General features: G+C 65.9%; 30 protein-coding genes and 2 pseudogenes. 16 read left to right on the forward strand and 16 right to left on the reverse strand.

Going from position 1 to position 25,721, the window contains the following annotated elements; all coding sequences use genetic code 11:
* Positions 1-30: 30 nt before the first annotated feature.
* Together U9978_RS11925 and U9978_RS11930 are read right to left on the reverse strand one after the other, a co-directional pair.
* The gene (locus tag U9978_RS11925) at positions 31-381 is read right to left on the reverse strand and encodes an ATP-binding cassette domain-containing protein (protein ID WP_322761166.1); all 351 of its coding nucleotides are present in this window, start codon (positions 379-381) and stop codon (positions 31-33) included.
* Position 382: 1 nt separating this feature from the next.
* Entirely contained in the window at positions 383-919 is a 537-nt protein-coding gene (locus tag U9978_RS11930; RefSeq protein WP_322761167.1) for an ArsI/CadI family heavy metal resistance metalloenzyme, read from the reverse strand.
* A 213-nt stretch (positions 920-1,132) separates the two neighbouring features.
* On the opposite strand from U9978_RS11930, the gene U9978_RS11935 reads away from it, so the two are divergent.
* From U9978_RS11935 to U9978_RS11955, 5 genes are all read left to right on the forward strand, one after another.
* The gene (locus U9978_RS11935) at positions 1,133-1,762 is read left to right on the forward strand and encodes a sigma-70 family RNA polymerase sigma factor (protein WP_322761168.1); all 630 of its coding nucleotides are present in this window, start codon (positions 1,133-1,135) and stop codon (positions 1,760-1,762) included.
* A gap of 153 nt (positions 1,763-1,915) precedes the next feature.
* Positions 1,916-2,038 carry a hypothetical protein gene (locus U9978_RS11940; protein WP_322761169.1) on the forward strand — a complete coding sequence of 41 codons (123 nt, stop codon included), beginning with the start codon at positions 1,916-1,918 and terminating at the stop codon, positions 2,036-2,038.
* Complete coding sequence (locus U9978_RS11945; RefSeq protein ID WP_322761170.1) at positions 2,035-2,388, forward strand: hypothetical protein; 354 nt, start codon at positions 2,035-2,037, stop codon at positions 2,386-2,388. The genes U9978_RS11940 and U9978_RS11945 overlap by 4 nt, the downstream gene beginning before the upstream one ends.
* 123 nt (positions 2,389-2,511) lie before the next feature.
* Positions 2,512-2,949, forward strand: a complete 438-nt coding sequence (locus U9978_RS11950; protein WP_322761171.1) for an NUDIX hydrolase — start codon at positions 2,512-2,514, stop codon at positions 2,947-2,949.
* A gap of 2 nt (positions 2,950-2,951) precedes the next feature.
* The gene (locus U9978_RS11955) at positions 2,952-3,923 is read left to right on the forward strand and encodes a carbohydrate kinase family protein (protein WP_322761172.1); all 972 of its coding nucleotides are present in this window, start codon (positions 2,952-2,954) and stop codon (positions 3,921-3,923) included.
* Here U9978_RS11955 and U9978_RS11960 read toward each other — a convergent pair.
* From U9978_RS11960 to U9978_RS11970, 3 genes are read right to left on the reverse strand one after another with little or no spacing between them, the layout of a single operon-like run.
* Positions 3,847-4,383, reverse strand: a complete 537-nt coding sequence (locus U9978_RS11960; protein WP_322761173.1) for a HEPN domain-containing protein — start codon at positions 4,381-4,383, stop codon at positions 3,847-3,849. The two genes, U9978_RS11955 and U9978_RS11960, sit on opposite strands and share 77 nt — an antisense overlap.
* Complete coding sequence (locus tag U9978_RS11965; protein WP_322761174.1) at positions 4,376-4,552, reverse strand: hypothetical protein; 177 nt, start codon at positions 4,550-4,552, stop codon at positions 4,376-4,378. The genes U9978_RS11960 and U9978_RS11965 overlap by 8 nt, the downstream gene beginning before the upstream one ends.
* Before the next feature lie 13 nt (positions 4,553-4,565).
* Positions 4,566-4,850 carry a hypothetical protein gene (locus U9978_RS11970; protein ID WP_322761175.1) on the reverse strand — a complete coding sequence of 95 codons (285 nt, stop codon included), beginning with the start codon at positions 4,848-4,850 and terminating at the stop codon, positions 4,566-4,568.
* A gap of 72 nt (positions 4,851-4,922) precedes the next feature.
* Here U9978_RS11970 and U9978_RS11975 point away from each other — a divergent pair, with 72 nt between their 5' ends.
* The 5 genes from U9978_RS11975 to U9978_RS11995 all read left to right on the forward strand — a co-directional run bounded on the left by U9978_RS11975 (position 4,923) and on the right by U9978_RS11995 (position 8,763).
* The gene (locus tag U9978_RS11975) at positions 4,923-5,450 is read left to right on the forward strand and encodes a helix-turn-helix transcriptional regulator (RefSeq protein WP_322761176.1); all 528 of its coding nucleotides are present in this window, start codon (positions 4,923-4,925) and stop codon (positions 5,448-5,450) included.
* Between the two features lie 788 nt (positions 5,451-6,238).
* Positions 6,239-6,733: a hypothetical protein gene (locus U9978_RS11980; protein WP_322761177.1), complete on the forward strand. Its 495-nt coding sequence runs from the start codon at positions 6,239-6,241 to the stop codon at positions 6,731-6,733.
* A 181-nt stretch (positions 6,734-6,914) separates the two neighbouring features.
* Complete coding sequence (locus U9978_RS11985; protein WP_322761178.1) at positions 6,915-7,262, forward strand: recombinase family protein; 348 nt, start codon at positions 6,915-6,917, stop codon at positions 7,260-7,262.
* A 5-nt stretch (positions 7,263-7,267) separates the two neighbouring features.
* Positions 7,268-7,855: an ATP-binding protein gene (locus U9978_RS11990; protein ID WP_322761179.1), complete on the forward strand. Its 588-nt coding sequence runs from the start codon at positions 7,268-7,270 to the stop codon at positions 7,853-7,855.
* A gap of 83 nt (positions 7,856-7,938) precedes the next feature.
* Complete coding sequence (locus U9978_RS11995; RefSeq protein ID WP_322761180.1) at positions 7,939-8,763, forward strand: alpha/beta hydrolase; 825 nt, start codon at positions 7,939-7,941, stop codon at positions 8,761-8,763.
* Between the two features lie 10 nt (positions 8,764-8,773).
* On the opposite strand, the gene U9978_RS12000 is transcribed toward U9978_RS11995, so the two are convergent.
* On the reverse strand, positions 8,774-10,354 hold the full coding sequence (locus tag U9978_RS12000; protein ID WP_322761181.1) for a hypothetical protein: 1,581 nt from the start codon (positions 10,352-10,354) through the stop codon (positions 8,774-8,776).
* 921 nt (positions 10,355-11,275) lie between these two features.
* Here U9978_RS12000 and U9978_RS12005 point away from each other — a divergent pair.
* Together U9978_RS12005 and U9978_RS12010 are read left to right on the forward strand one after the other, a co-directional pair.
* Positions 11,276-11,572: a hypothetical protein gene (locus tag U9978_RS12005; protein WP_322761182.1), complete on the forward strand. Its 297-nt coding sequence runs from the start codon at positions 11,276-11,278 to the stop codon at positions 11,570-11,572.
* Complete coding sequence (locus U9978_RS12010) at positions 11,572-11,739, forward strand: hypothetical protein (protein ID WP_322761183.1); 168 nt, start codon at positions 11,572-11,574, stop codon at positions 11,737-11,739. The genes U9978_RS12005 and U9978_RS12010 overlap by 1 nt, the downstream gene beginning before the upstream one ends.
* 57 nt (positions 11,740-11,796) lie before the next feature.
* On the opposite strand, the gene U9978_RS12015 is transcribed toward U9978_RS12010, so the two are convergent.
* Positions 11,797-13,413, reverse strand: a complete 1,617-nt coding sequence (locus tag U9978_RS12015; RefSeq protein ID WP_322761184.1) for a PQQ-binding-like beta-propeller repeat protein — start codon at positions 13,411-13,413, stop codon at positions 11,797-11,799.
* 209 nt (positions 13,414-13,622) lie between these two features.
* On the opposite strand from U9978_RS12015, the gene U9978_RS12020 reads away from it, so the two are divergent.
* Positions 13,623-14,381 carry a hypothetical protein gene (locus U9978_RS12020; protein WP_322761185.1) on the forward strand — a complete coding sequence of 253 codons (759 nt, stop codon included), beginning with the start codon at positions 13,623-13,625 and terminating at the stop codon, positions 14,379-14,381.
* 8 nt (positions 14,382-14,389) lie between these two features.
* Here the strand turns inward: U9978_RS12020 and U9978_RS24040 are convergent.
* Positions 14,390-14,548 (reverse strand): annotated as a pseudogene (locus U9978_RS24040) (cupin domain-containing protein); the annotation flags it as partial.
* Positions 14,548-14,613: pseudogene (locus tag U9978_RS24045) on the reverse strand (cupin domain-containing protein); the annotation flags it as partial. The pseudogenes U9978_RS24045 and U9978_RS24040, both read right to left, overlap by 1 nt.
* A gap of 187 nt (positions 14,614-14,800) precedes the next feature.
* Between U9978_RS24045 and U9978_RS12030 the strand changes: the two are divergent.
* Complete coding sequence (locus U9978_RS12030) at positions 14,801-15,112, forward strand: 3'-5' exonuclease (RefSeq protein WP_322761223.1); 312 nt, start codon at positions 14,801-14,803, stop codon at positions 15,110-15,112.
* A gap of 57 nt (positions 15,113-15,169) precedes the next feature.
* On the opposite strand, the gene U9978_RS12035 is transcribed toward U9978_RS12030, so the two are convergent.
* On the reverse strand, positions 15,170-16,264 hold the full coding sequence (locus U9978_RS12035; protein WP_416210942.1) for an XdhC family protein: 1,095 nt from the start codon (positions 16,262-16,264) through the stop codon (positions 15,170-15,172).
* 230 nt (positions 16,265-16,494) lie between these two features.
* On the opposite strand from U9978_RS12035, the gene U9978_RS12040 reads away from it, so the two are divergent.
* Positions 16,495-17,502, forward strand: coding sequence for an alpha/beta hydrolase (locus tag U9978_RS12040; protein WP_322761186.1), 1,008 nt, complete (start codon positions 16,495-16,497; stop codon positions 17,500-17,502).
* Between the two features lie 59 nt (positions 17,503-17,561).
* Here U9978_RS12040 and U9978_RS12045 read toward each other — a convergent pair whose 3' ends face one another.
* Positions 17,562-17,714 (reverse strand): hypothetical protein, encoded by a 153-nt coding sequence (locus U9978_RS12045; RefSeq protein WP_322761187.1) that lies wholly within the window; start codon positions 17,712-17,714, stop codon positions 17,562-17,564.
* Positions 17,715-17,749: 35 nt separating this feature from the next.
* Here U9978_RS12045 and U9978_RS12050 point away from each other — a divergent pair, with 35 nt between their 5' ends.
* The gene (locus U9978_RS12050; protein WP_322761188.1) at positions 17,750-18,016 is read left to right on the forward strand and encodes a hypothetical protein; all 267 of its coding nucleotides are present in this window, start codon (positions 17,750-17,752) and stop codon (positions 18,014-18,016) included.
* Positions 18,017-18,344: 328 nt separating this feature from the next.
* Here U9978_RS12050 and U9978_RS12055 read toward each other — a convergent pair whose 3' ends face one another.
* The 5 genes from U9978_RS12055 to U9978_RS12075 form a co-directional block, all read right to left on the reverse strand.
* Complete coding sequence (locus tag U9978_RS12055) at positions 18,345-19,871, reverse strand: galactose oxidase-like domain-containing protein (protein ID WP_322761189.1); 1,527 nt, start codon at positions 19,869-19,871, stop codon at positions 18,345-18,347.
* 168 nt (positions 19,872-20,039) lie between these two features.
* A complete protein-coding gene (locus U9978_RS12060; RefSeq protein ID WP_322761190.1) occupies positions 20,040-21,530 on the reverse strand; it encodes a glycosyltransferase family 2 protein in 1,491 nt (496 codons plus the stop codon).
* A gap of 114 nt (positions 21,531-21,644) precedes the next feature.
* Positions 21,645-22,541 carry a glycoside hydrolase family 16 protein gene (locus U9978_RS12065; RefSeq protein ID WP_322761191.1) on the reverse strand — a complete coding sequence of 299 codons (897 nt, stop codon included), beginning with the start codon at positions 22,539-22,541 and terminating at the stop codon, positions 21,645-21,647.
* Between the two features lie 535 nt (positions 22,542-23,076).
* Positions 23,077-24,555 carry a DUF2867 domain-containing protein gene (locus tag U9978_RS12070; RefSeq protein WP_322761192.1) on the reverse strand — a complete coding sequence of 493 codons (1,479 nt, stop codon included), beginning with the start codon at positions 24,553-24,555 and terminating at the stop codon, positions 23,077-23,079.
* Positions 24,556-24,626: 71 nt separating this feature from the next.
* Positions 24,627-25,721, reverse strand: a 1,095-nt coding sequence (locus U9978_RS12075) for a lipase family protein (RefSeq protein WP_322761193.1), incomplete at its 5' end; no start/stop codon positions are given.

Below are 25,721 nucleotides of genomic sequence, written 5' to 3' on the forward strand. Positions count from 1 at the left end.
AGGTGATATGGGCAGTGCTGGCAGGGGCGGTCATTCCGGGGCTCCCGACCGGGCGAGGCCAGCGGTGCTGGCGAGGTGGAAGAAGACGTCGTCCAGGCTCGGCGAGGTGACCGCCAGGTCGCCTACCTGCATGGCTCCGGTGAGTCGGCCGACGATCTCGGCTGGTCGGGCCAGCGCGTCGATCCCGGCGACGCGGACCTGGCCGCGGCGCGGCACGATCGCCGTGGTCAGCACCCGTACCAGCGTGGTCTTGCCGGCTCCGTTGTGCCCGAGCACGGCGAGCGTGCCGCCCGGCGCCACGCGCAGGCCGACCTCGTCGAGTGCCAGGGTCGCCCCGAAGGTGACGCTGACCCGCTCGACGACCACGGTGTGGTCAGACATGTCAGGACCCCTGGGTGGCGACGCAGCAGGGAGTGGCGGCGGTGTCGGTGCCGGTGCCGGGAGTGCAGCACACGCTGGCCGGCCCCCTGCCGGCGCCGTTCTGGCCCGGGTCGTCGGCCAGAACGGTGTAGAACTCCCAGCCTCCGAGCGGGACGTCGGGCGCGTCGACCCACACCTTGTCCTGGACGGCGTGACAGCAGCGGTCTGCCTGGGCGATGCTGTGCGGCAGGCCGGTCCGGGCGAACCGTCCCGCGGCGGCCACGACGTCCTCGGGCGTCGCCACCTCGACCCCGAGGTGGTTCAGTGGCGAGGCGGCGCCCGGGTTCTCGAACAGCACCAGCTTCAGCGGCGGGTCGACGACCTCGAAGTTGGCGTACCCGGGGCGCTGCTTGGCGGGCTCGACGCCGAACAGGTCGCGGTAGAAGCGGGTCGCGGCGTCGATGTCGGCCACGTTGAGGGCGAGTTGCACCCGGCTGGTCGCCGTCGGCGCCGGCTGAGGTCGTACCGCGGGTGTGGTGGCGGGTGTGGTGGATTGCATTGGTGGGCTCCTGTGGTCAGCCCCGCTGTTGCGGGGGTCGGCCATGGAGACGACGGAAGGGCGGCTGGGACGCATCCGGAGCCACGCGCCTGACGGCCACGCGCCTGACGGCCAGGCGCCGGGTCGGCGCCGCGACCCCGGGCCGGAACGGCGCGGCGTGCGTCCCGTCGGTGCCACGTTCGTCTTAATGGACGAACTGGTAGGGAGGAAAACATGGACAACATGACGACTGGCAATGCCGTCGGAACCCGGCCTGACGGTCAGGACATCCGCTGGGACGAGACCCTCGCCCGGATCCGCGCCTTCGTCACCGCGCGTGTCGGAGACCCTGAGCAGGCGGCTGACATCACCCAGGATGTGCTCGTCCGGGGCATCGCGTCGGGCGCGTTGGAACGCGTCGACAACCCAGCCGCCTGGCTGTACCGTTCTGCCCGCAACGCCGTCATCGACCACTACCGAACTCGCCGGACGCACGCCCCGGCCGCGCAGATCGCGGACTGGCCTGACCCCGGCCCCACCGACAACGAACCCAACCAGGCCACCCGCGACCTCGCCCGCTGCCTGCAGCCGCTGCTCGCGGAACTGCCCCCGGCCGGCCGGGACGCGTTGACCCGGGTCGACCTTGACGGCCAGACCCACCAGCAGGCAGCCGAGCAGATCGGGATCTCCGTTTCCGGGATGAAGTCCCGGGTGCAACGCGCGCGACGTGACCTCAAGGATCGCCTGACGTCGTGCTGCCAGGTGCACCTTGACCGTACCGGCGCCATCGCGGACTACCGTGCGAACAGCGACGACGGCAAGGGCTGTGGCTGCGCCAGCCAAGTGCCGTCCACCGCCTGCTGACGGGAGGCCCGATCAGGGCTGCTGACACGTTAGGTCCACTACTCGCTGTAACGAACCGTCTGACCTGGGGAAACGATACAAAGTGCGGGTTCGCGCCGCTCTGTAGATGGTTGACCGGCGGTCCGATCCGGATATATAGGCGCAGGTCAGAGCGTGGGTGAGGGGTTCGAGTCCCCGCACCCTTCCTTCGACACGCTTGCGAAGTTGAGCAGGGCCACCGGGCTTGAGTTCCATTTTGAGGTCGCCTGCGGTGGCGTCGAGCTGGTCGATGAATGATCCTTGACGAAGGGTCTGGGGGCGCAGCTACGGTCACCCGTTGGATTCGTGACCTGTTCGGTAGAGAGCCGGGGCACCGTCTGTGGGTTGTGCTGGACGATCCGCTGCGCCTGGCCCTTGCTCAAAGCTGGATTCTGGGCGAGTCAGGGCTGCGTGACGATGACCTGGCGGAAGACCTTGCCGCTGACGACTCCGACAACCGGCGCTTCGGGGACATGCTTGCCGTTCTGGCCGAGCATTGGCGATCCGTTTACACCATGCTGCGGCACGGCGCTGGTCTGCTGAAAGCGGTGAACGTCGTCGGGGCCGACATGAACCCGCCCCTCTATTCTTCGCTCTTGGCGGGCTAAGCCAAGTTGGCTCGTGCGCAACCGTCGCACGGAAACACAGATCCTCCATCGAGCGACCGTCAGTTGTGTTGTCCATACGCGACGCGCATATTCTGGATCGGCTTGACTCGATAGTGTCAGCATATGGCCACCTCCCACCGCCACCAACTAACCACCGACGTCCACCTCATCCTCCTGGCCGACAACCAAGTCCTCTTCGGTCGCCGCCAGAAAACCGGCTACGAAGACGGCGCCTACCACCCGCCCTCCGGCCACCTCGAAGCCGGCGAGTCTGTGGTCACGGCCCTCATCCGCGAAGCCAAGGAAGAAATCGGCATCACGATCAAGCCGGAAGCCGTCGAGTTCGCCCACGTCATGCACAACGCATCCAGTGGCGGCCGGGCGGCTTTTTTCTTCATGGTCCGTGAGTGGGACGGCGAGCCGGAGAACCGCGAGCCGGAGAAGTGCAGCGAGCTGGCCTGGTACCCGCTCGACGCGCTACCCGGCCACCTGATTGCCTACTGCCGCACCGCCCTCGAACACATCGCCGCCGACCGCCCGTTCTCGATCTACGGCTGGTAGCCATGCCTGGAGATCATGCCGGCCCGGTGGTCTGCTTCAGCTACCTGGCTGCTGCGTCGCTGTGGAACGTCGAGCGCTTCCCGCAGGCCAACCACGGGGCGGAGGTCCAGCGGGCCGAAGCCTCCATCGCGGCCGATGGCCCGATGGTCGCCGCCGTCCTGGCCGCACTCGACGTCCCGGCGCTCGTGATCAGCAACGACATCGGCGATGACGTCCAAGGTGCGCAGGTCCAAGCGTGGTTAGGTCAGCACCGGGTGCTGGCTACCGCTGAAGTCGTGCCGCGCACGGCCACCCCACAGATCGTGATCGTGGCCGATGACCGGGGAACGCGCACCTGGTTTCCGTACCTGCCCAGCGTCACCGAAGCCCTGACTGCGGTCGACCTTGCGCCACTGGCCAGGGCTTCCTTCGTCTACATCGACTGCTACCAGCTGATTGAAGCGCCGGCCATCCGCGCGATTGAGGCCGTGAGACAGGTGGGCATCCCAATGTTGGTCAACCTTGGCGGATCGGCCCTGTCGCCGGCCGTGGCCTCCGCCGTCCGCGGCTACCCCGGCCTGATCATCCAGACCAACGTCGATGATGCCGAACACGAAGCCGCACCGGCCGTTGCCGGTTCGCTGGTCGATCAGACGGGGGCCTCGTGGGTGGTGGTCACCGCCGGGGCGTTCGGTGCGGTGGCTGTCAGTACGGATGACCTTGTGACCGGGCCGGCCTTCCAGGTGGACGTTCGGCACACCCACTGTGCGGGTGCGGCCTTCTCTGGTGGGTTGATCTACGGCCTGCTGCACGGCTTCCGGATGGCTGACGCCCTGGCCTTGGCTACCGCGAGTGGCGGGTTGCGCTGCGAGCGAGCCCACCATGAGCCGCTGCCGCCCCTGAATGAACTGCGCGATGTTATGAAGATCCGGAGGTGGACTGCTGCACCGGTACGTCAGGACTTGGTGAGCCCGAAGGAACGAACAGGTCTTTGACCTCGTGGGGAAGAACCTCTCGAAGATGCTTCCAGTGCGGCACACGAGTGGTCATCTTTCCGCGTTGATTTTCTGTAAACCCTAGCTCGCGAAGCAGCGTCATCCGCAGCAGTACTTGAAGTGTTTGTGTCAGCCGCACGACGACTGCCTGGTCCTCGTCGTTTACGTCGTCAGCGTGAGCGACTACGTTACGATAGTCCTTCACCTTCCCGATCCATGTCGAAGGGTCGGGGCCGCAATAAGCGAGGAAGGGGATGCCGGCGTCCCGTACTAGTTCGGAGAGTCTCTCGCCGAGAACCGTGGCGTAGCTGGAATCATCGTCGTCCGTCGCCGACTGGAGTGTCCGAACCGTACGGAGCAGGATGGCTGGCCCGATCGTCAGTTCGCCACCGACCCGGCGATCATTACCGGCCAACCACCACTCGCCCGCATAGCTGTCCTTGACCCCGTCGTCAACCATGCAGAGCATGATCCCACACGACGCCTGGCAGCCCGAAGTCTTGGCCGAGCAGGGTTTCCCGTACGAGGTCCGGGTCGTCGGCCAGCTGGGTAAGTGCCTTGCGGGTGGCGTGCTCCACGGCGTCGATGTCGTTCCAGTCCAGCGCGTGCAGCGGCTCGATGTGCTCCATCTGGATCTTCTCCTCAGTCTTCGGGCTTGGCGCTGGACTTCCACAGCCGGCACACCGGCACGATGTCCGGATCAGCGGCGCAGGACGAGCCGCCCATGACGATTTCCTCGGCGGGGCAGCCGCCCTGGCAGGCCGTGGCCTTGCAGCCGCCGCAGGCGCTCGTGACCAGCGGCCGGGTGAACAGGTCGAACTCGTTGTCACCTCGGTTGAGGATGGCGCGGCGTATCCGGCTGTGGCATTCCTGTTGACTGCGGGTTGGTGGAGTGGGAACGACCTCAGCGTCAGCCCCACGCGGCACGGCGACCACGCCGCCGGACGGTGGCCGGCATACGCAGGACGCATAGACCCTGCTACCGGCGGTGTTAGCGTCGTGGTGCTGACCTTGGCGCAGACGTGGGGAGACGGTCCGGCCATGACGACCGCGCACCAGCCCCGGCACTGCTCACGCTGCGGCCACCGGCTCGCCGCCGACAACCCGCTGGCCATGTGCAGCCCGTGCCAGAGCGCCAGCGTGGACGCGCACGCCCGGCCACCAGCCGTGCCGCCGGAGTTCTGGACGCTCGACCAGATGCGCGATGCCCTGGCCACCTGGCACATGGGCCGGGTGATCTTCTCCTACCGTCACCACCCGCACCACCGGCAGACGCTGCCCCAGGAACTGGTCGGCACCTGGCTTGGCCTGACCCAAGCCCAGCTCAGCCGCATCGAGAACGGCCGCGCGCCGGAGGAACTCAGCAAGCTGATCCGCTACAGCCAGATCTTCGGCATCCCGGCTGAGCTGCTGTGGTTTGACCTTCCGGGTTCATCACGGGACAGGCGGACCGCCGAACTATCCAGGCCGAGCTGTTACAGCAGGAAGCGCTGGCCCTGGCGGCGCACGGCGCACCGCTACCTGTGATCGAGCGCAAGCTGGACGCCGCCCGCGTGGCGTTCACCGAAACCACGCCGGAGACCAATGCCACCGGTCTGCACATCTCCACCGCCACGCTGCAACTGCGTGCCGCCGCCGTCTACACCGAGGCCGGCGTCCCCGACCGGGCTGCCAGGATCTTCGCGGACATCCTGGCAGGGGAACATCCTGTCCCGCCGCGACACCGGGCTGTTCGGGGCACGTCGGGCGGTAGCGCTGGCCCTCAGCGGCCACCCAGACGACGCTGCCGCAGTTGGTATCGATGCCTTACAGATCGCGCGGGCAACCAGTTCGGAGCGCACGACGGCCATCCTGTCGGACGTGGCCCGGACTTTGATGCCCTGGCGCTCCCGTCCGGGGCCGCGGGAGTTCCGAGAAGCGATGCTGGCGTAACGAGTTGCGTATGTCCCGCTACCTGGGTGAGTTCCGTAGATGACTTCTGGTCAACAGCGCATACGGGCCGAATCCGAGGATGCGGTGCACTAGCTCGCTTCGTCAACGGATGGCCAACTTGGCTATTGCTTGCGTAGCGCATCAGATCGGACGCTCAGTGCATGGTCCAGTTTAGGTGTGGAGGGACTACCCAGCGCGGCACGAGTTGTAGAAATCCGGTCAAGGAGGCCGGTCTGCGCTGTAGGCATCACCCGTCGTGGTCATTAGTTCAGACTCGTCCGCGCCGTAGCACGGCACGCACACCAGCAGCGCCTCGTCCAAGAACCGCGTCATCAGCGCCACGCCGTTCAGCACCGCAGCCTCCGAGCCGTGAGGAGCTGCGGATGCGGTCGGCCTCCGAGTCGTACACAGGGTTGATCGCCAATCCCGATCTTCAGGAAGTCGTCGTCAGGCGGGCGACCGAGTACGTGAGTGACCAGACGTGGCAGCGGCTTACTCGTGGCTGGTCAGGACGCCGGTGCAGTGCACTTGCCAAGCTGGCGCGGACCATTCTGGAGGCGCAAGACCGGCTCCGCGAAGGGCTGGTTGAGGTCACCGACCGGACGCTTAGGCTGCTCAATCGGTCCTCCGTCGAGCGGCAGTTCGCGGCAGAGCTGGTGAAGCGGCTGCCACTGCCGGCGGTCGGTGAGAACTTGATCGCTACCGCCCGAGGGCTCCAGGTGACGGGCATCGTGGTGTGCGTGACAGAAAGTCGCCCGCTGACGCAGTGCGCGTGCTTCACCGACGTTGTGCTTGTCGAGGGGCAGGCCAAGGTCAAATCCTTGATCACGGCTGGGCTGGAGGACTGGGCAGGGTTGGGGACGCTCGGCGGTCGTTGAGCGTTCGCTTCCTGTCCCTCTGCTGCCGAACCGTGCGCAAACGTGGGCCGCGTACTGCCCATACCTCGGGTGCATAGCCCTGTTTTCCATTCGGAGGCACCGTTGCGGTAGGCGCTCCGGGTCGGGTTGAGTCAACTCCTCGATCCGGAGCGTCGCCACCTCGACGGGATGGAGGGGACCTATGTCCGCCACCGTGTTCGGCTACGTCCGACTGGAAGATGACGATGAAGTCGAAGAAGACCGCTTCCACGACCTCCTCGTAGCCCACGCTGTAGCCGAGGGTCTGGCCCTGGCCGACGTGTACGTGGACCGGCACATGCCCGCGGCCCGCATCATGCGCCCCGGCCTGACCGAGCTGCTTGCCCAGCTCCAACGCGCCGACGGGCGAGCGGTGCTGGTCGCCGATCTCGATCACCTGTCAACCTCTCAGCCGGTTCGTCAGGCCATAGAGATGGAGATCAGCAAGGCATGTGGCCGAGTACTGGCAGTGGAAGCCGTAGACGTCGGCTCGGTCAGTTCACCCACGTGAACGACGTGATCGCAGCAGGCCATCGGGATGCCGCTGCCGTACATGGGCAGGTGGTGCGGCAGTTCGAAGCGGATCACGCTTCCCCCGGCCTCGCGCGGCGACATATCGAGGCGATCTTGCAGGCGTGGGACCTGGCCGACCTGGTCGATACAGCGACCCTTCTCGCGTCCGAGTTGGTGACGAACGCTTGTCGCGTCTCGGCTGGCCGGGCGGCGGTCATCGCCACCCGCGTGATGCGCACGGACGCCGATCTGATCATCGAAGTCTGGGACGCCGACGCTTCCGTGCCCATCCGCCAAGATCCGGCGCTCGACGCCGAAGGCGGACGCGGCCTTCTGCTGGTGTCGGCCCTGAGTGACCGTTGGGCCTTCTACCGTCCGCACACCGGCGGCAAGGTGGTGTGGTGCAGCCTTGACTTGCCGACGCTCCCGGCCGCCTGTTCACCTGACGCCGCACTACCTCGCCGGCGAGCATCCTCCGGCACGACAGCGCCGCTGGAGGTCTTCGACGACCTGCCCTTGCTGCAACGGGTCGCCGATGGCCTGCAGGCGCTGGACTGGGATCTTCCGCCTGGCGATCTGCCACGGCCGTAGACGCCGCGCTGTGGGTCTGGCCAAGGTCGACCATTCACCAGAGGATGGCCCGTGCCGACGACCGCGATGCCAGAAGGAGTGCCATGCCCGTGCACCAGACTGTAACCTCGCTCCGCACGTTGGACGGGTTGCACTTGGCGGCCACGCTGGTGACGCCGGAAGGAGTTGCCGAGCGCGCTGCGGTGCTGGTCCACGGTGGCGGTGTCACGCGGGAGGAGGGCGGCTTCTTCACCCGCCTGGCCGCCGGGCTCACCGAGGCCGGCGTGGCGTCGCTGCGCTTCGACCTGCGGGGCCACGGCGAGAGTGAGGGTCGACAGGAAGAGCTGACGCTGTCGGCCATCCTCAACGACATCCGGGTTGCCGTGGCCGCCGTCCGGGAGGCGACCGGCGTCGGCCACGTGACCTTGCTCGGTGCGAGCTTCGGCGGCGGCATCTGTGGCTACTACGCGGCGAAGCGGCCGGACGACGTGTCCCGGCTGGTGCTCCTCAACCCGCAGTTCAACTACAAGTGGCGGACGATCGACAGCCGGCCTTACTGGCATGACGACCGCATCGACGACGAGGCCGCCCGGAGACTGAACGAGCAGGGGGCGATCACCTTCACGCCGACGCTCAAGCACGGCCGCCCGATGCTGAACGAGGTCTTCTGGCTGCGGCCGGACGAGGCTATCGGGGAGATCGTCGCGCCCACGCTGATCGTCCACGGCACGAAGGACACGCTGGTGCCCATCGAGTCCACGCGGGCTGCCCTGACCAAGTTCACGGCCGAGACCCGGCTGGTGGAGGTCGAAGGCTCGCAGCACGGCTTCGCCGTCCACGATGACCCGCAGTATCTCCAGCCGCAGAGCCAGGAGTGGCAGGCATTCGTGATCCGGACGGTAGCGGAGTGGCTCCAGAAGGCGGCCTAATGCCTTCTCGCTACCGGGGCTCCTTCCGGTATTCCCACACGGTCGCCCGAATCGCATCGCCCACTCGGCGCCGCCACGATCGGGGGTGCCGTCGCACCGGCTGCACGAGCGTCTGCCGCACGGCGGCCACGTCCTGCGCAGATGCGTTGTTCGGGGTTATCAGGGCCAGCAGCCCAAGCGTCCGCAAGGTAAGTGCGGCATCCGTTCGTGACACCTCATGGATGAAGCCGTGAGCCACGAAGTTACGGTAGTTCCGCCCGCGCGAGAGTAGGAAGGTGCCAAGGAAGCGCGCCCAGTCGGGGTCAAGAGCTTGAGCCTCCAGCGTTCGCAACAGGAACTCCAACGGCGGGAACTTGCCGGGCATCTTTCCCTTCTCGACGTTGTATAGCGGTTCGTCGATTAGAAGCAAGAGGCCGCGAGCGGCAGCCTCGATCTTCGGCATCGCCAAGTGAACGCTGGCATCGATTTCGCCCATCCAGAACAGCCGCAAGGCGGTCGCGAGCGACTTTCCGAGCCGCGGATCGCAACCGAACTGACCGGAAAAGAAGATCTCAAGCTCGGACTGGCTTGGCGTGCTGTAGGTAGCCGAGATCCGCTCCAAGGCGGTTGCAAGCATCCCGCCATCTACCATCGCGCAGATCTCCTCGCCGTGGACGATCTCACGGCCAAGCTGCGAGTCGTCATCTGCGGCTATGGTGCTCTGTGGTAGGCCGTGCGTGCCAAACACAACGGTGGGCATCACTCTCCGGATCACGGAGTCGGTCAGCCGTTCCCGCGCGGCCCGCTCATTATTGGAGAAGCGGCCGGTTGGCGGGTCGGTCTCCAGCCACGTACCAAGCGCGTAGCGCCAGTCCGGCGCTTCGTCGAACATCCGGAGCCGCTGCTCAACGTAGTCCGGTGGGAGATCGACGGAGAACGGTTGTTTGATCCATTCCAGATCTTCGGGCCGGATGGCCTGCATCGTCGCTATTGCTCGATCTTCCAGGTCCTTCACACCGAGCCGTCGTGCCACCGTAGCCGCTTGCTGGAGAAGGCCCATTCGCGGCAGATTCTCAGAAGTCCGTTCGGCTGCCGATAGGTAAGCCTCTGTCTCGGCCCGGTTGGCGGCATCCTTGCGCTGATCGTCAGTAGTATATAGACGAATCAGATCTGCGACTTGGGAAGCCAGATAGGACCGTGACCGGTACCGGGCGAACGCGAGGTCAAGCAAGCGGTCTACATCAGGATCGCGAACCGTCGAGAGCGCCGGCGGCTGGGCGAGCACCGTCAGCAGCGGAAGGACAACTCCCGGTGTATCGCCGTCAGCCGTGGCGAGTTCGTTCGCGACCAAGCGCTTCATGGCCTCGGTGACGTCGACTTCGAGAACGGTGAGCCCGACCTTCTTGGTCAGTGTCCACGCCCGCACAAGGCCGGCCGACTGATCAAACTGGTGGAGGCTGCTACCGGCCAGCTCCAGATGCGCTTGCACGGCCTTTGCGGCGTTGTCTCGGCCGTTACCCAGACGGCCCGCCGTGAACCGGAGATCGAAGAACAGCGCGCGGGCAATGGGATGCGTGACCTCTGTGGAAAGCGATACCCAGAGCTGACGCACGTCATCGCTGGCTCCGCGGATCGCTAGCGGCCAAGAGAAGCCAGGCGGCTGGTTCAGCGGCTCCAGCTCGGCGCCTGGAGATCTGGCCTTCCCACGATCGAGCTGTATGCGGTAGCCGAACGCTTCTGACAGCGTCCGTACCGCCGCCGCGCTCGCGGTCGGTTCCGCGGTTGGCGCCAGCCCGGCGATCCGACGCTGGACCTCATGGCGGGCTCCAGGCGGTTCGCAGGCCGCATCGGCCAACGCGGCCAGCTCGCTAACGATGTCCTGGTCGTGCCGGTACGGTTCACGCTCGGCCATCGGCCGTGCCTCGTTGCCGGCCGTATCGGGGGCCTGGCCGGACTCATCGTTCTGCGGCAGCGCTGCCGTCAGATCATTCACCGTTTAACGATAGGCGGCCGGCCGCCAAGCGTGGCCGTGATCGATCTTGTGCACACCAGTCGATCAGTTCACCGGTGCTCGCAGCCCTCGCATTGGCGGCGGCCAGGTGGTGCAAACGGTGCAGAGCGTCCGAAGGTCGCGGAGCATGCCAGAGGTGTTGGAGTATTTGGCAAGGAGGTCCACCAATGTAGGCATTGCGCGAACCGCTCCCTTCGGGGGCGTTGTGGCTGGTAGGACGGCTGCGGCGCCCCTGTGGGGGGCGTTTTTCGTGGCTGGCCGGACTCGCCGTCCAAGACGGCCTACCTTCGGGTCATGAGCACCCCGAATGGGCGTGCCCGCCGGCCGCGAGGCAAGATCATGATGCTCCTCGGTGGGTCACTGGGAGTGAGGGTGTACGCGGGAGGCGCTAGAGCAAACGCTGAAACCGGGCCTGGCGATTGAGTCGGGCATCGACCTGCTGTATGTGCACGATCTGCGATTGGAAGACTAATCTAAGTGCGATCGGCAGACTAAAAACTCTGCAATTGGTAGAGTAGCCCTGTGATCGACTATCGGCGCCGCATCCTCGACGACACACTGGACGAGCTTCAGCCGTACCTTCGTGCCTTGTCGATCCATGGGCCGAAAGGGGTCGGCAAGACCGCGATGCAACGCGCCGCGTCGGTCATCGATCTCAGCCTTCCCGGCCAGCGTGAGATCGTGACAGCCGACCCGTCCATCCTGACCCGCCTGCCCGGGCCGGTGCTCGTGGACGAGTGGCAGCGCCTTCCCGAGGTGTGGGACCACGTGCGGCACGCGGTTGACGCCGGCTCGCCGACGGCGAGGACGTCCCCCTGATGCGGCTGCGCTACCTGGGATCCGCCGCCGACTGGGGATTCGGCCTCTACCTCGCCAGCAAAGACGGCTACGAAGACGCCGTCCTGCCCGTCGGCACCTTCACCGGCACCCCCGAAGAAGCCCTGGACTGCGCCTGCGAGCTGTACCTATCCACTCCCGACATCTGACCGACCCACACCGTGCGCCCAGGTGTCAACCTCCGAAGGACTTACGGGCGGGACCACTTAGCCGACACGGCCTCCGCGGACCCGGCCATCGCCGTCCCGCCAGATGTACACGTTGTCGATCAAAGCACCGGCGAACCTCGGCGTTGTGCTGGGGACATCGACCGCTCGGCCTTCTACGCACGGGTACCACAGGCGGTCCCGGTACGCGCCTTTGTCTTTCTTTCCGACGACGCGGAAGCTCGCCTCTACGGGGCTGGTCGAGGAACACCATCCGGAGGCCGGCGGCGGCTTGTCCAGCGGGCCGGCATCAAGATCGAGCAATACGGTCCGCTCAGGTGTCCGGATGACATAGCGCGTGTCGTCGATCCGGAGCACATCGGCTGTGTCTCCATTCTTGTCACCGACGACGAGCCCCGGAACGACTCCGGCGCGCCACTGCCAGGTTGTCCTGCCGTCTTCGGGGTCGAAGCCCTCAAGCGTGACGTGCACATCCGCCGCGGAGGGCTCCCGGGAGTCGTACCGGACGGTCCCGGTGTATATGCATTGGACCGGATGGTCGAGATCGACGACGAGGCTGCCGCAGTGCGTCGTGGCTGTCGGGTGCACCCACCGCGTGTCACCGGCCTGCGCGCTGAAGGCCGCGGTAGCCCAGATTCTGGACGCGTCGCGTGACAGCGGAGCACCAGCCTCGTATACGGCCTGCTGCTCGCGCGACGGAACATAGGCCAACGAGAGGACGTAGAGATCGTTCCGTAGGTCGACCTTCCACCCGAAGCCGGGGCTCACGTCCAGACCCTCGAAAAGGGCGGAGTACGGCTTGGTCCAGCGCTCGACACCATCATCGGTGTATGCGGTCAGTTCACGCCCGTTGTCGTACAGGTTGGAGCCGATGGAGCGAAAGTATCGTGGGCTCGGCGTTGCTTCTGCTTCGTGTCCGGACACGTGATCGGGTCCCGGTGTCGGCACAGCCGCGGTCACGGCCCGATACAGCAGCCGTCGGATCTCGCTGTCGGAACCAGGGTCGTGCGCGGCCCGCGCGCTTGGGGACCGCGGCGCACCGGACCGCCCGTTCAGCACGACAGGACCCGAGCCGTTGCTGGCCGGCACGCAGATGTCGCTCTCTCCACAGATCACCGGCGCGGACGGTAACCGGAGACGGCCTTCGCCGTAGGTCCACAGGCGGTTGCCGGACTTCGCCTCCGCGGCGACGACGGACACACCTCCCGTCGACACGTCGTCGGCTGATATCGGCTCGCCGGGCTCCATCCAGACGACGACTTTTCCGCGACGGAGCAGTTTGGCGGAAAGCCCCACTCCGGGTGGCACGGTCGAAGGGCTCGCCGGCGCGGTCCACCGGGTCCTGCCCGACCGCGGATCGAGACTGACCATCTGGAAGGTGCCCGATTCGGTCAGGGCGTGGAAGACGACCGAGTCGTCGGCGGCGCGTGGCCGCTCCACCGCGCGGATGCCACTTTCCCACAGTGCGGCTATGTGGACGGCGCCATTGCCGGAACCGCCACCGGAACCGCCACCGAGGCGGTTCGAACAGGCGCCCACGATGACGAGGCCGATGAGCCCGCCGACGGTCGCGATGATCATTCGTCGGCGAGGATGTTCATCGGGGAAGGCGGATGCCCCGACCTTCGAGCCCGCACGCCGCCGCAGGTATGTCACGCGTACTCCTCAATCCGTCCGCCGCACGATCGCCGTGCCGGCGAATTGGCATTCGTATCAGAACAAGTAGGAGGTATGCGGACGGGGACCGGCCGTTGAGCGTGAGAGAGGCGCCGGGAGAAGGCGACCTCCGGGATCCTCGGTTGCGGGCATGGGGAACCCCTCCCGGAAGGGCCTACCTTCGCAGAGACCCCGGTTTGGCTCTATGGGTGTTGAGTGGCCCCGACGCGGCGGAGCAGGAACGGCGCGCGACGTCGGCGTTGCTGGCCGTCGTGGGTTCGGTGCGCGAGTTCGGTCGTGCTTTGACCACCCGCTTCGGGGCGCCGGCCGGCCAGGTCGAGACGTTCATCGAGGTGCCGTTCAACCGGGGCGACGACCCCTACGTGCCGGACGGCCTGATCAGAGTGACCCGGGGGCAGCGATCGTGGACGGCGCTGGTCGAGGTGAAGACGGGTGCGGGTGAACTCCGCTCGGAGCAGGTCGAGGCGTACCTCGACATTGCGCGGGAACAACGGTTCGACGCCGTGCTCACGATCTCCAATCTGATCACGGCGGCGGACGAACGGCATCCCATTGCGATCGACGGGTGGAAAACCAAGAAAGTCGGTGTTTACCATCTGTCGTGGGCGGAGATACGATTCCGCTGCCAGCTTCTGATCGAGAATAGATCGGTGGCGGACGCCACGCAGGAATATATTCTCGGCGAATTCCTCCGGTATCTCGATCACGCACGCTCCGGAGTCGAGAAATTTGACGATATGGGATCTCACTGGGTGACCGTGCGGGACAGCATCGTGGCGGGCACACTGCGGCCGACAGACAAAGGATTGCCTTTTGTCGCCGAACGATTCGACCAGCTTGCCCACTATCTGTGCCTGCATCTGGGTGGGCTGCTGGGTATCGAGGTCAGCCAGCGTCCGTCGGGGGAGTCGGCCGGCTCCAGATCACCGGCCGGACCGGTGCGGTAATTGCCGGCGAGACGGAAGTCGGCGAATTCGAAGCCGGGTGCCACGACGCAGCTGACCAACACCGGTGTCTGGCCGGCGAGCGTGGCGGCCTGCCATACCCCACCGGGGACGTGCGCCTGTGGTTGCTGGCCGGCCGTAACATCACCGCCGAGCGCCATGTCTGGCGGAACCACCCGCCCTCGGGGTGCGGGGCCAGGTCCAGCCGTTCGGCCAGCGGCGGTCGGGACGTCATGGGCTTTCCTCTCGAACGTGCCGATGCCCGGCCGGCCTCGGATCCGTGATCGCAGCAATCAGATTTCACGTGTACATCCGGGCTGAATCCTGCGGACTCCAGCCCGGGTGGTCCTGCCTCGGGGCAGGTCAGCGGAGCGTCCACGGCCCCGTCGGCAACCGCGCTCTTACTATCGACATGGGATGCAATTGCTTGTAAACATAGTCAAACAACTACCCATCGGCATACTGTTTCCCTCAAGGAGTACGACGGAACCACCTGCGAGGCGGTCAAAGTCGGTACGTACCACCGGGCCAAGGGCCTTGACTTCGCCCACGTCTGCATCCCGGATCGCAACCGTTTTCCCCGACCGCAGCATGCGTCCGAGTCCACCGACGCCTATCGCGAGCGTGCCCAACTGGAGCGGCGGCAGATGTACGTCGCCCTCACGAGGGCTCGTGACAGTCTCTGGGTGGGCATTCGCGAGCCGCTCGCGGCGGGTCAGGGTGCCCCGTGTTGAGGGCGCAGTGCGTCAGATCGCGCGCCCGGACGTCGCGTCCCCTCTTGCCGGGCGCTCTTACAGATGAATGGGACCCGCTGTCGTCGACAGCGGCCGGCCGCTGCCCCGCCAGCGGTTCTGGATGATCTCGGCGGCGATCGATACAGCGGTTTCCTCCGGCGTGCGCGCCCCGAGGTCGAGGCCGATCGGCGCGCGGATGCGGGCGAGCTCATCATCGGTCACGCCGGCTTCCCGCAGCCGGGCCAGCCGATCCGCGTGGGTGCGCCGGCTACCCATCGCCCCGATGTACCCGGCCGATGTGCGCAGCGCCACCTTCAACAGCGGCACGTCGAACTTCGGGTCGTGGGTGAGTATGCAGATCACCGTCGACGGGTCCACCGTGGTACGGGTGAGGTAGCGGTGCGGCCACTCGACCACCACCTCATGTGCCTCAGGGAACCGCCGGCGGGTGGCGAACACGCTGCGGGCATCGCAGACGGTGACGTGGTAGCCGAGGAAGACACCGATCCGGGTAGCTGCGTGGGCGAAGTCGATCGCGCCGAAGACCAGCATCCGCGGGGGCGGTGCGAAGGACTGGATGAATACCGTGACGGCGTCGCGGCGCCGCTGCCCTGCCGGCCCGTACCGGCGCTGACCGGACTGGCCCTGGGACAGCATGCCCCGAGCATCCTGGGTGACTGCTACGTCGAGTCCTGGGGCGCCGAGCGTGCCAGCCACCCGGTCCAGCCACACCACGCGTCGCGCCCCCACCGGCGCTCCTCCGGAGACGACGGTCGCCATCGCGACCGGTTCCGCGTCCGCTACCGCCGCGGCGATGGCGGGGAGGTCGGGCGCGGTCGTGCGGTCGATGCGCTGTACGAAGACGCTGATCGTGCCGCCGCAGGTCAGGCCGACCGCGAACGCATCGTCGTCGCTGAAGCCGAAGGTCTCCAGGGCCGGTTCACCGCTGGCGAGCACCCGTCGCGCCGTGTCGTACACCGCCCCTTCGACACAGCCGCCCGAGACGCTGCCGAGTGCCTCACCCGCGATGTTGACGGTCATCGCGGCGCCGGGGCGCCGGGGCGCCGAGGCGCTGGTGGCAACGACGGTCGCCAGGGCGAACGGGGTTTCCGACTCCCACCATTCGAGCATTGCCGTCAGCATCTCACGCACGAGACCCCACCACCGGAGCGCGACGGGTTGCACGAACTGTGACGCCTGCCGCCGTACCGTAACCTGCCGTACCGTAACCTGCCACACCGGCATCTGCCGCACCAGCACCTCGGCTGTGGCCGGTGCGCTCGGTCAGAAGTTGACCGGTCGGCACCTTTTCATCTGGATCGTCCGTGGAGAAGATGTTTCTTGTTGCCGCACAGCAGCGTGCTTGGTAATCGGGAGGATCCATGACCATCGTGGCACCGCAATCCGCATCGCAGGGTATTCCCGTCGGTTCGCCGCCTCCGTTCGACGCCGAGCTGGCGGCGGCGCTGGAGACCATCGGCGCTTTCCTGCCGTCGTCGGTGACCCCGGAGATGATTCCGGGGTTTCGCGAGGCCATGGGCGCGATGGCCATGGCGGACGAGGAGCTGACGCGTGGGGGTGCGTTCGACGTCCAGGACGTGGCGGTACCCGGTCCGCCCGGGGCGCCCGACGTGTCGCTGCTGGTGTGCCGACCCGTGGCGGCCAGCGCGCCGTACGCGGCGATGTACTACATGCACGGCGGCGGCATGATTCTCGGTAACAACCGGATGGGCGTCCAGGAAGTGCTGGACTGGGCGCAGGAGCTGGGCCTGGTGGCGATCTCCGTGGAGTACCGTCTCGCTCCCGAGCATCCCCACCCGGCGCCGGTGGAGGACTGTTACGCCGGGCTGCTGTGGACGGCCGTTCACGCCGCCGAACTGGGCGTAGACCCGGCTCGGATCGTGATCGCGGGTAGCAGCGCGGGTGGTGGGCTGGCCGCGGCGTTGGCGCTGCTCACCCGGGACCGTGGCGGCCCGACTCCGGCCGGGCAGATGTTGCTGTGCCCGATGCTCGATGACCGCAACGACACCCCCTCCGCCCGGCAGATGGCGGGGCGGGGCGTGTGGGACCAGAGCGCCAACGCGACGGGCTGGTCGGCGCTGCTGGGCGCCGATCGCGGCGGTCCCGACGTCTCCCCGTACGCGGCGCCGGCGCGGGCCGATGACCTTTCGGGGCTGCCGCCGGCGTTCGTCGACGTCGGTTCGGCGGAGACCTTCCGGGACGAGGACGTGGCTTACGCGACACGTATCTGGCAGGCCGGTGGTGTTGCCGAGCTGCATGTGTGGCCTGGCGGTTTCCACGGGTTCGACGTGCTGGCGCCGCATGCCGCGGTCTCGCAGGCGGCGAAGACGGCGCGGCTGCTGTGGTTGCGCCGGCTGCTTGCCGGCTGAACCGGCCGCGGGCAGGCTGAACCGGCCCCGTCCGGCCCCCGCGCTACCGGCTCTGGCCCCTATGGGCTCTGGCCGCGGGCGAGGCCGGCGAACAGCGGGGTGGCCAGGCCCGTGCCGCCGATCCGGAACTCCACGTACCGGGCGGTTCCGTCGGAGAAGCGCTGGGTCTGGCCGACCAGGTAGCCGGTGTAGGGGTCGGCCAGCGCCGCCACGTCCGGCACGGCTCGCCCAGGTAGCCGGAGATCGCGTGCGGCACGACGCCGACCTGATAGCCGGGCTGGGGGAACTGTCTGCTGACGCCGCCGCCACCGCCGCTGTCGAACGTCCCGGGCGCGGCCGGTTGCCAGGCGCCGCCTGCACGAAGGTCGTGTGGGCGGCGGCCAGGTCGCCGGGGGGTTCGTTGTCGGCGAGGAAGCTGAAAGAGCCGCTGACGACGTCGGCCAGCCGGCCGTCGACCATCCGCTGCACGGCGTCGATCAGGTCGGTGCTCTGGCAGCGTGTCGCCGCCACATAGAGGATGTCGGCGCCGGGGGCCATCCCGTGCACGATGGACCGGAGCGCTTGACGCAGGCGGTCCGTGCGTGTTTGTTCTTCCCCGCGCAGCGCATCTGGTGATCCGGTGGGAAGTAGCCGGCCAGAGGGCCGATCCTCCCTTGACGCCATTGATGTAAACATTTATCTATTGTCCGAGTCAACCCATCGGCGCGAAGGACGCACGACGCGTCAGCGAGAATCTGTGGGGGGCCTGCCGAGGACGCCGTGGCCGCGGTGGTGTCATGGCCGTCTCGCCGCCGTAGCCGGTCATCGCAGTGCGGCCGGCGGCCAGTGGGTCACCCGGGGCGTCAGGTGACGTGAACCCAGCTGGCCACCGACGGGACGTCGGCGCCGTTGTCGACGAACAGCATGTACCAGTCCGGTGGGAGCAGGTTGGGATTCTGCGGAACGCTCACCTCGACCATGCCATCCGTCTGCCTGATGATAGGCAGCGCCACCGACCGTTGCTCGGTATCGGTGACGTGTGTGTAGGCCCCCGGTCGGATGAGGCGGACCTTGGAGATGGATTGCGAGACCGACAACGTGACGATCGAGCCGGATACGACAGCTTGCGGTGCAGAGCGGATGACGGGGCGTTCGCCGCGATAGAGGTAGGCGGGTGAATAGACTTCCACCCGTGTGTCGAAGGAGTTGTAGACCGGGTCTGAGCCGAATACCGCGACCCGGCCGTCCGGGAGGAGCAGGTAGCTGGAGTGGTAGTCACGGCCGACGTGTGGCGGGGCGGCGGGTGTGAATGTGTTGGTCGTCGGATGGTAGATCTCGGCGGTACGGATGTTTCCATCCCGGTATCGTGCTGAGCCGCCGGACACCAGGAGAGTGTCGTCGGGAAGGACGACCGCGCCCGGATACCGCTTGGCTTGTTCCAGGTCCGGGCCGCGTTTCCACACCGGTTGCTGATCGTTCAGGTCGACGATGGCGGTCCGGTTGGTGCTCACCGGCGAGTCGTTGAGACCGCCGCCGCCTAGGAACATGACCTTCTGGTCCTGCGCCGGGGCCAGCAGGACCGTCCCCGCTGTTTCGTTCATCTGCGGCTCCGGCAGGCCGGTGACCGGCTGGAAGGCGTTGGTCGTCATATTCCAGAGGCCGGACTGTCGGGCTTCGGATGATTTCGGTCCAAACGCCTGGTTGGCGCCCGAGAAGAACAGTCGACCGTCGGCGGTGAGCAGCAGCGACGGGTAGGTCGGAAATTCCTTGTGGAGCACCGGCTGGTCTGTCCAGGTGCGAGTGTCCTGGTTGAAGAACTCGGTGTTCCCAGGGTCGATGTCGCCGTTCTCGTTGAGGCCGGATGTCGCCGCCACAGTGCCGTTGGCGAGCGTGATCAGTGTTGGATACCACCTGGCGTGTTCCATGGATCCGGTCTTCTCGTACGAATTGGTATCCGGGTTGAATATGTAGGAATCCTGTAGTCCCTGAAATTCGCGTCTTTTTCTGTCGGGAGATTTCTCGGGTAGAATTAGATACTTTTTTGTGCCGCCGGCGATCAGCAGGTTTCCGTTCGGTAGGAATGAGTGACCGGCGCAGAAGACGTCCCAGGGCGTATAGATTTTGGTGAAACTGTTCTCCGTCGGGTCCCAGAGCAGGGTTTCGAACTGTTTTGCATCGAAGTTGTCCTGGCTGTTGCCGGACCCGGCCATCAGGATGATCTTTCCGGTTCGCAGTAGGGCCGCGTGGACGGTCCGCGAGTGGCTGTCGGCGACCACGTCCCAGTGGCCGTGGTCGCGAGTATAGGACAGCCGGTTGTGCCGCCACTCCTCGTACCGGCTGGCGATCCAGCCGCTGTAGAGGGGTGCGCACCCGGCGACCAACACCGTCATCAGGGCACAGAATTTTAATATTCGGCTCCTGTTTCCGCCGACTTTTCCTGTCACCATTATGGACTCAGCATTCATCGGGGCCGGGTCTCCTCGGCCGAACCGGTTCGTTACTGTGGATGTGCTTTCGGTACCGCCAGGGGGAGATACCCGGAGCCTGCGACGATGGGGTTAGCTGGCCCAGCATGCGAGGGTGAGAGACGGAATCCACAGCAGTGCGTAGAGAGACCAGACGGCGAAGAGCAGAGGGTTGTTCGTCGGGTAGGTGGCGGCAAAGCTGAGGGTCACCGGGAATAGCGTGGCGAAGTTCAGGATCGTCACGCCGGGGGTGCTGGCAAGCTTCACGGCGTTGCCGGTCCGGGTCGTCTTCGGCGTGAGGAACCAGGAGTGGTTGCCACCCCGGAATCCTTTGATGTTCCCGATGAAGTAGGTATGGATTACGGACAGGACGATCCAGCAGGTCATAGGTATGTAGAGCAGGCTGAGCCAGGCTCGTCGCTTGATTGCCACGACAGCCAGCGGAAAGAAGCCACTGGCGAAGGCCAGCACCGAGACCGGCGTCGTGGCGGTTACCACAGCCCCGAGAATTTTCGAGCCGGCCTGAGGATTCAGAGTGTGCAGAACGGCGCCGACAGAGAACAGTACGAGGGCCATTTCCATGGCGACGGCGACTGTGAAGTAGCCGTTCTGACGGAGCAGGGACAGCTTCACCCTCCTGCTGATCAACCGCGACCGGATGATGGGCCAGAAATATTCCCGCAGCGTTCTTGCCGTCCCGATCGTCCATCTCTCCTGCTGTTTCCGGAAGGCCCGGTAGCTGGGTGCCACCTCGCCGACGTTCGCCACGTCTCCGAGGTATACTCCCCGGTAGCCGGCGAGGTAGAACCGGTTAGTGAGATCGAGGTCCTCGGTGAGATGCCCCGGTTGGAAGCCACCCACCGCAGAAAGGTGCGAGAGCTTGAAGAGCGCACAGCACCCGCTGAACAAAATCGTTTCGCCAAGTTGCTGCCGGCCCGGCAGGTCCACCAGGTAGCAGCCTTCCTCGCTCAGGGCGAGGCACCGCTGAAAATGATCACCCTTCCCATAGTAGTAGAGCCGCTTGGTCTGCACGAACGCGATGTCCGGCGCGGCGTCGATGACCTCGAGACACCTTTCAACCGCGTCTTCCTGTGGGTGCCAGTCGGCGTCGAGAAGGTACATGTAGCCGTATCCGCGGCTCGTCAGGTACCTCTCCAGGGAGCTGAGATTGCCGGCCTTGTACCCCACGTTCTTGATCCGGTGAAAAAGGACGAACGACGGAGACTCCAGCACGGTTACGTTAGGGTCGGCGAAACGTGGGTCGAGCGGCTCCATGCAGCCATTCTTGCCGGCGATGTCCTGGAGAATCGAGATGGTCTCCGGGTCGTTCGAGTCGTCCGCCACGATGATTGTCTTGTTGTGGTAGGTCATCTTCAAGCATGCCGCGATCGTGTCGGCGATAACGCCTTTCTCGTTGAACGACGCGATGACGACGGCGACCCTGTTCTCATGGGAAATCGCGATGCGGGTCAGTTTCTGTTTCCTGAGGCCGGCGAATAAATACAGATAGTTGTACCAGCCGAAGAACGAAAAATATACCAGCAGTAGGGTTTGTGCTGTGATCAGTATAACGTCTGCCGCCACTGTAGGGTCCGAATCTCGTCGTATCGTCGATCCCATGCAGATGACCGACTTCGGGGCTTCGGCATCGTGTCCCGGCTGGGGTAGCGAGCCCTGGCTCGCGCACTCTCCGGCGAGCTAGGAAACGTCGGATCCACCGAAGCTGTACACCGCGACATAATCAATCACCATCGGCACCCCTGATGCCGTTGCGGGGGTGGGCTTACCGGCCCAGGGTCCACCAATGGCAACGTTGAGAATGAGGACGAAGCCGTGATCCGTCGCCTTGGACCAAGCCGTCTGCCCGACCCGGTCGGCGTCGACTGTGTAGTACTGGAGTCCGTCCACGTACCAACGCAGCTGCTCGGGGGAGACGCTACGGTCTGACTCGACCGTATACTTGTGGAAGCCGGACTGGCATGGGTTACCGGGGCAGCCGGCCTTGTTGCCACTGAAGCCGATGGGTTCGTTACAAGGCCCACCCGGGTTCGTACCGCAGTGCAGCGTGCCCCAGACCTGATCCGCTCCAAACCGGTTCTCCACGATGTCGATCTCTCCTACCCCGGGCCAGTTCATGAAGTCACCGAGGAATGGCGCACCCAACATCCAGAATGACGGCCAGTAGCCTGTGGCCGCCGAACCGCTGACGGGCGGAAGCTGCAACGATGCTTCAATTCTGAGCTTTCCGCCGGCAGGCGCTTGAAAGTCGGTTCGCCGGGACTCGATACGGCCTGACGTCCAGTTACCCGCACCGTCCCTGATCGGCTTTATCACCAGGTGACCGGAACCGTCCTGGTAGACGTTCTCCGTGCTGTCGGTGGTCGTGTCGATCTCGTCCGCGGAACCCCAGGTCGGGTTTGCCCCCGGATAGTTCCGGCCGATGTCATAGATCCAGTTCTCCGGGGCTGTCCGACTGTTGGGGGCACCGTTGAAGTCGTCACGCCATACTGTTTTCCAGGCGTTGGCCGTTGGCTTTGGGCTTGTGGAGCCGGCTGTCGAACTACACGCTACCGTACTGATCGCGACGGCGGTCATAAGTATCGCTAACCGGCGAACTACCCCCACCGAAGATTCTCTGCTACGTGGCACAGTTCTCCTCACCGCCGTGGCCGGGCGCGCGATTAACGAATGCCTTCGTGGCACGGCATTCCAGCGGGACCGCCGCTCGTCCGATGGCCTCTGGTAGGCCTCTTACACGGGGTCTATCGGAGATTGTTACAGCGGGGTCGGTCCGTCAGCCCAGCTTCACACGACGGACGGTTCGTCGTCAATACCCATCTTGGTACAAGATGTACCCTATCGTCGGAGACGAGTACATATTATAATTATAAGACGCATCTTACCCATGAGAGCCCTCAGCAACAGGGGTGTGGATCAAGGAGGGGAGCTGGACGGGACCGGGGTCCGCCAGGCCGGCTCGGGTGGGCCGGACGCGAGCGTCTCGGGTCCACTTGGCCTCGGTGCCGCCTGATGCTCGTGTTGGATGCCGGGGCGTTTCTCGCGGTCGAGCATGGTGACCATGACGAGGTGGCCCTGGTCAAACGGGAGCGGTCGGCTGGTCGTCCGCCGGTTACCAGCGGGAGTGTGGTCGCTCAGGTCTGGCGCGGTGGCCGGGGCCGTCCGCGCGACCCGGTTCTGTACCCCGTACGAAGGGGTCGTCGCATCGGTGCCGGCGCCGGAGGCGTCGCCGTCCTCGAAGAACAGTTCCAGGGCCTCGTTGGTGTTCCGCCGCGGCTGTGATGGTGCGGGCCATCCCGCCGAAGACAAGGTTCTGGAAGGGCGCGACGGCCTTCCAGTAAAGGTGGCCGGCCAGTCCGTGCGGTTCGAAGACCGCCCGTTGGCGGTAGAGCGAGCCGCCGGGGGTGGGGGTGGCGGACATCTCGAGCCAGGCACGGCCGGGCACCGGCATCTCGGCGCGCAGCCGTAGCAGGTGGGGCCGTTGGATGTGTTCCACGCGCCACCGGCCGTGCGTACCGGCGACAGCCTCGATGGCCTGCCACAGCGCCCCCGTATCGGCCCGGGTGCCGCGTTCGCGGACGTCCTCGTACACCGTCCCGCCCGACCAGCTCGGGTCGGTGGGCAGTGGGTCCGAGGGTGCGCGTGGCGTCGCGCCGCCCGACCATCGGGTGGGCACCTCGGCCGTGTGGGTCGTGCTCAGCGCCAGGTCGACGGCCCGCTCGTAGCCCGTCAGCCCGCCAGCTGGGTCCGGGACCTGGTCGGCGATGTCGCGGTCGTGGCAGACCACCTCGTGGACGAGGGACTCGATGAGCGGGACGGCGATGCTGCGCGGCACCGGGGTGACCAGATTGACCCACTGCGCGGACAGCCACGGGGTGAGCAGCGGTACCGGGAGCACCAGGCGCCGCGGCAGGTCTGCGACCGTGGCGTAGCGGCGCATCATCTCCAGGTAGGTGAGGACGTCGGGACCGCCGATGTCGAAACCCCGGTTCATTGTGTCGGGGAGAAGTTCGCCGGCGTGGGCGAGGTAGTGCAGCACGTCGCGTACCGCGATCGGCTGCACGTGGTTGTGCACCCACCGCGGGGTGACCATTACCGGGAGTCGTTCGCTGAGGTAGCGCAACATCTCGAAACTGGCTGATCCGGAGCCGATGATGATGGCTGCCTGCAGGACGACTGTGGGCACACCCGAGTCGAGCAGGATCCGTCCGACCTCCGCCCGGGAGGCCAGATGCGGGGACAGCCGCTGGCCGGTGGGGCTGATGCCGCCCAGATAGACGATGCGCCGCACCCCGGCTGTGCGGGCACAGGTGGCCACGGTGCGGGCGGCGGCACGGTCCAGCGCGACGAAGTCGCGCTGGTGCAGCGAGTGCACCAGGTAGTAAACGACGTCCTGTCCGGCGAGGGCGGTGGCGACCCTGTCGGAGTCGGTGACGTCCGCTGCCACCACGTCGACCTGGTCGCGCCAGGGCACGTCGGCCAGCGTGCCCGGACTGCGGGCCACCGCCCGTACAGCATGCCCCCGGCCCACCAGCTCCGGTACCAGCCGGCCGCCGATATAGCCGGTCGCTCCCAACACCGCGCATCGCACGCCCTGATGCTTCCCCCGTCAGGGCGTGCGGATGTCGCCCGGCGCCGACTACTTGGTGGGCACCTCAGACGTCACTTCAGCATGAAGAGCTGCCTCAGGCGTGCCTGAATGAGTGGTAGGCCGACGGTGGATACATCGTAGTGGCCCGCCCCCTCAAGGACGGCCAGGTTGATGTCGTTGCCGTTGGCCACCATCTTGTTGACGGTGTTGTAGGTGACAGAGCTCGGGCTGGTGATGTCATCGGTACCGTACAGCCAGAGGACCGGGCCCGGCAGTGTTGAGTTCTCCAGCCTCCCCTGATTCTGCTCGAAAAACCGGGTGTTCTCTGGAAGCGAGTTGGCTGTCTCGCCGTGGATCCCTGGATAAGAGTCCAGGCGATGGGAGGGAGCGGAGCTCAGGTAGCTCTCGATGTCATGCCGGATGAGGGCGTTCAGGTCCTCCAGGCATGTCTGCCAGTTCTGCTGGTAGAACTTCAACATATTCGGACCGTAGATCTGGGCCGGGTCAACATGGTAGCCCGCATAACGTTGGGTCTTCGTGAAGTAAATGGTCTCCGCATTGGCGAAGACCAGCTGGTCGATCTGACGACCCGTCGGCCCATAGCCGGATTGAGAGGCATCTGCAATATCACGCCACAGGACCCTGTTCATGGCGCGAATATCTGGCACCGGGGCGATGGCGATGGCGCCGCGATACTCCAGATCGGGATCTGCTTTCGTGGCCACGTTGGAATAATAAGCGGCGGCAAGAGATGCGAAACCCCCTTCCGACCATCCGGCCGCCGCCCATTGCCCGGACAATTTGTTACCAAGATCTCTTTGTGCGGCGACGGCAGCGAAGATCATCGAGTTCCCCGCGCTGGAAAGGTGGTAATAGCCGTGTCCTGTCCTGACACCGTCGGCCACAGGACCCAGTCCTTCGTAGTCCGGAGCGACGACGGCGACGCCCATCTTCAAGACGGCTGCCAGCAGGGTGTCGTTCGGCCCGTCAACCCATGTGTTGTGTTCCTGGAGCTGGACGCTCGGCGCGCACTCCGGTGCCCGTCCGACGGTTCCGTGACCCCAGACGACAAGTGGCCAGCCGTGTGGCGGTGGTGACCCGATGGGAACAAAAAGCATGGCCGTCGCATTGATCTGCTTTCCCTGGATGCCCGGCATATGGTAGAC

The organism is Protofrankia sp. Cr2 (genome assembly GCF_963555885.1).
GTDB lineage: Bacteria > Actinomycetota > Actinomycetes > Frankiales > Frankiaceae > Protofrankia.

Excerpts from the sequence above, each read along its gene's own strand:
- U9978_RS12055 (WP_322761189.1), bottom strand. The coding sequence starts at position 19,871 with ATGACGGTGTTGGTCGCCGGGTGCGCACCCCTCTACAGCGGCTGGATC.
- U9978_RS12040 (WP_322761186.1), top strand. The coding sequence starts at position 16,495 with ATGACCATCGTGGCACCGCAATCCGCATCGCAGGGTATTCCCGTCGGT.
- U9978_RS11945 (WP_322761170.1), top strand. The coding sequence starts at position 2,035 with ATGATCCTTGACGAAGGGTCTGGGGGCGCAGCTACGGTCACCCGTTGG.
- U9978_RS11965 (WP_322761174.1), bottom strand. The coding sequence starts at position 4,552 with ATGGAGCACATCGAGCCGCTGCACGCGCTGGACTGGAACGACATCGAC.
- U9978_RS12010 (WP_322761183.1), top strand. The coding sequence starts at position 11,572 with ATGCGGCTGCGCTACCTGGGATCCGCCGCCGACTGGGGATTCGGCCTC.
- U9978_RS11985 (WP_322761178.1), top strand. The coding sequence starts at position 6,915 with ATGTCCGCCACCGTGTTCGGCTACGTCCGACTGGAAGATGACGATGAA.
- U9978_RS11935 (WP_322761168.1), top strand. The coding sequence starts at position 1,133 with ATGGACAACATGACGACTGGCAATGCCGTCGGAACCCGGCCTGACGGT.
- U9978_RS11925 (WP_322761166.1), bottom strand. The coding sequence starts at position 381 with ATGTCTGACCACACCGTGGTCGTCGAGCGGGTCAGCGTCACCTTCGGG.
- U9978_RS11930 (WP_322761167.1), bottom strand. The coding sequence starts at position 919 with ATGCAATCCACCACACCCGCCACCACACCCGCGGTACGACCTCAGCCG.
- U9978_RS11950 (WP_322761171.1), top strand. The coding sequence starts at position 2,512 with ATGGCCACCTCCCACCGCCACCAACTAACCACCGACGTCCACCTCATC.
- U9978_RS11995 (WP_322761180.1), top strand. The coding sequence starts at position 7,939 with ATGCCCGTGCACCAGACTGTAACCTCGCTCCGCACGTTGGACGGGTTG.
- U9978_RS11955 (WP_322761172.1), top strand. The coding sequence starts at position 2,952 with ATGCCTGGAGATCATGCCGGCCCGGTGGTCTGCTTCAGCTACCTGGCT.
- U9978_RS12065 (WP_322761191.1), bottom strand. The coding sequence starts at position 22,541 with ATGACCGCCGTCGCGATCAGTACGGTAGCGTGTAGTTCGACAGCCGGC.
- U9978_RS11980 (WP_322761177.1), top strand. The coding sequence starts at position 6,239 with ATGCGGTCGGCCTCCGAGTCGTACACAGGGTTGATCGCCAATCCCGAT.
- U9978_RS11960 (WP_322761173.1), bottom strand. The coding sequence starts at position 4,383 with ATGGTTGACGACGGGGTCAAGGACAGCTATGCGGGCGAGTGGTGGTTG.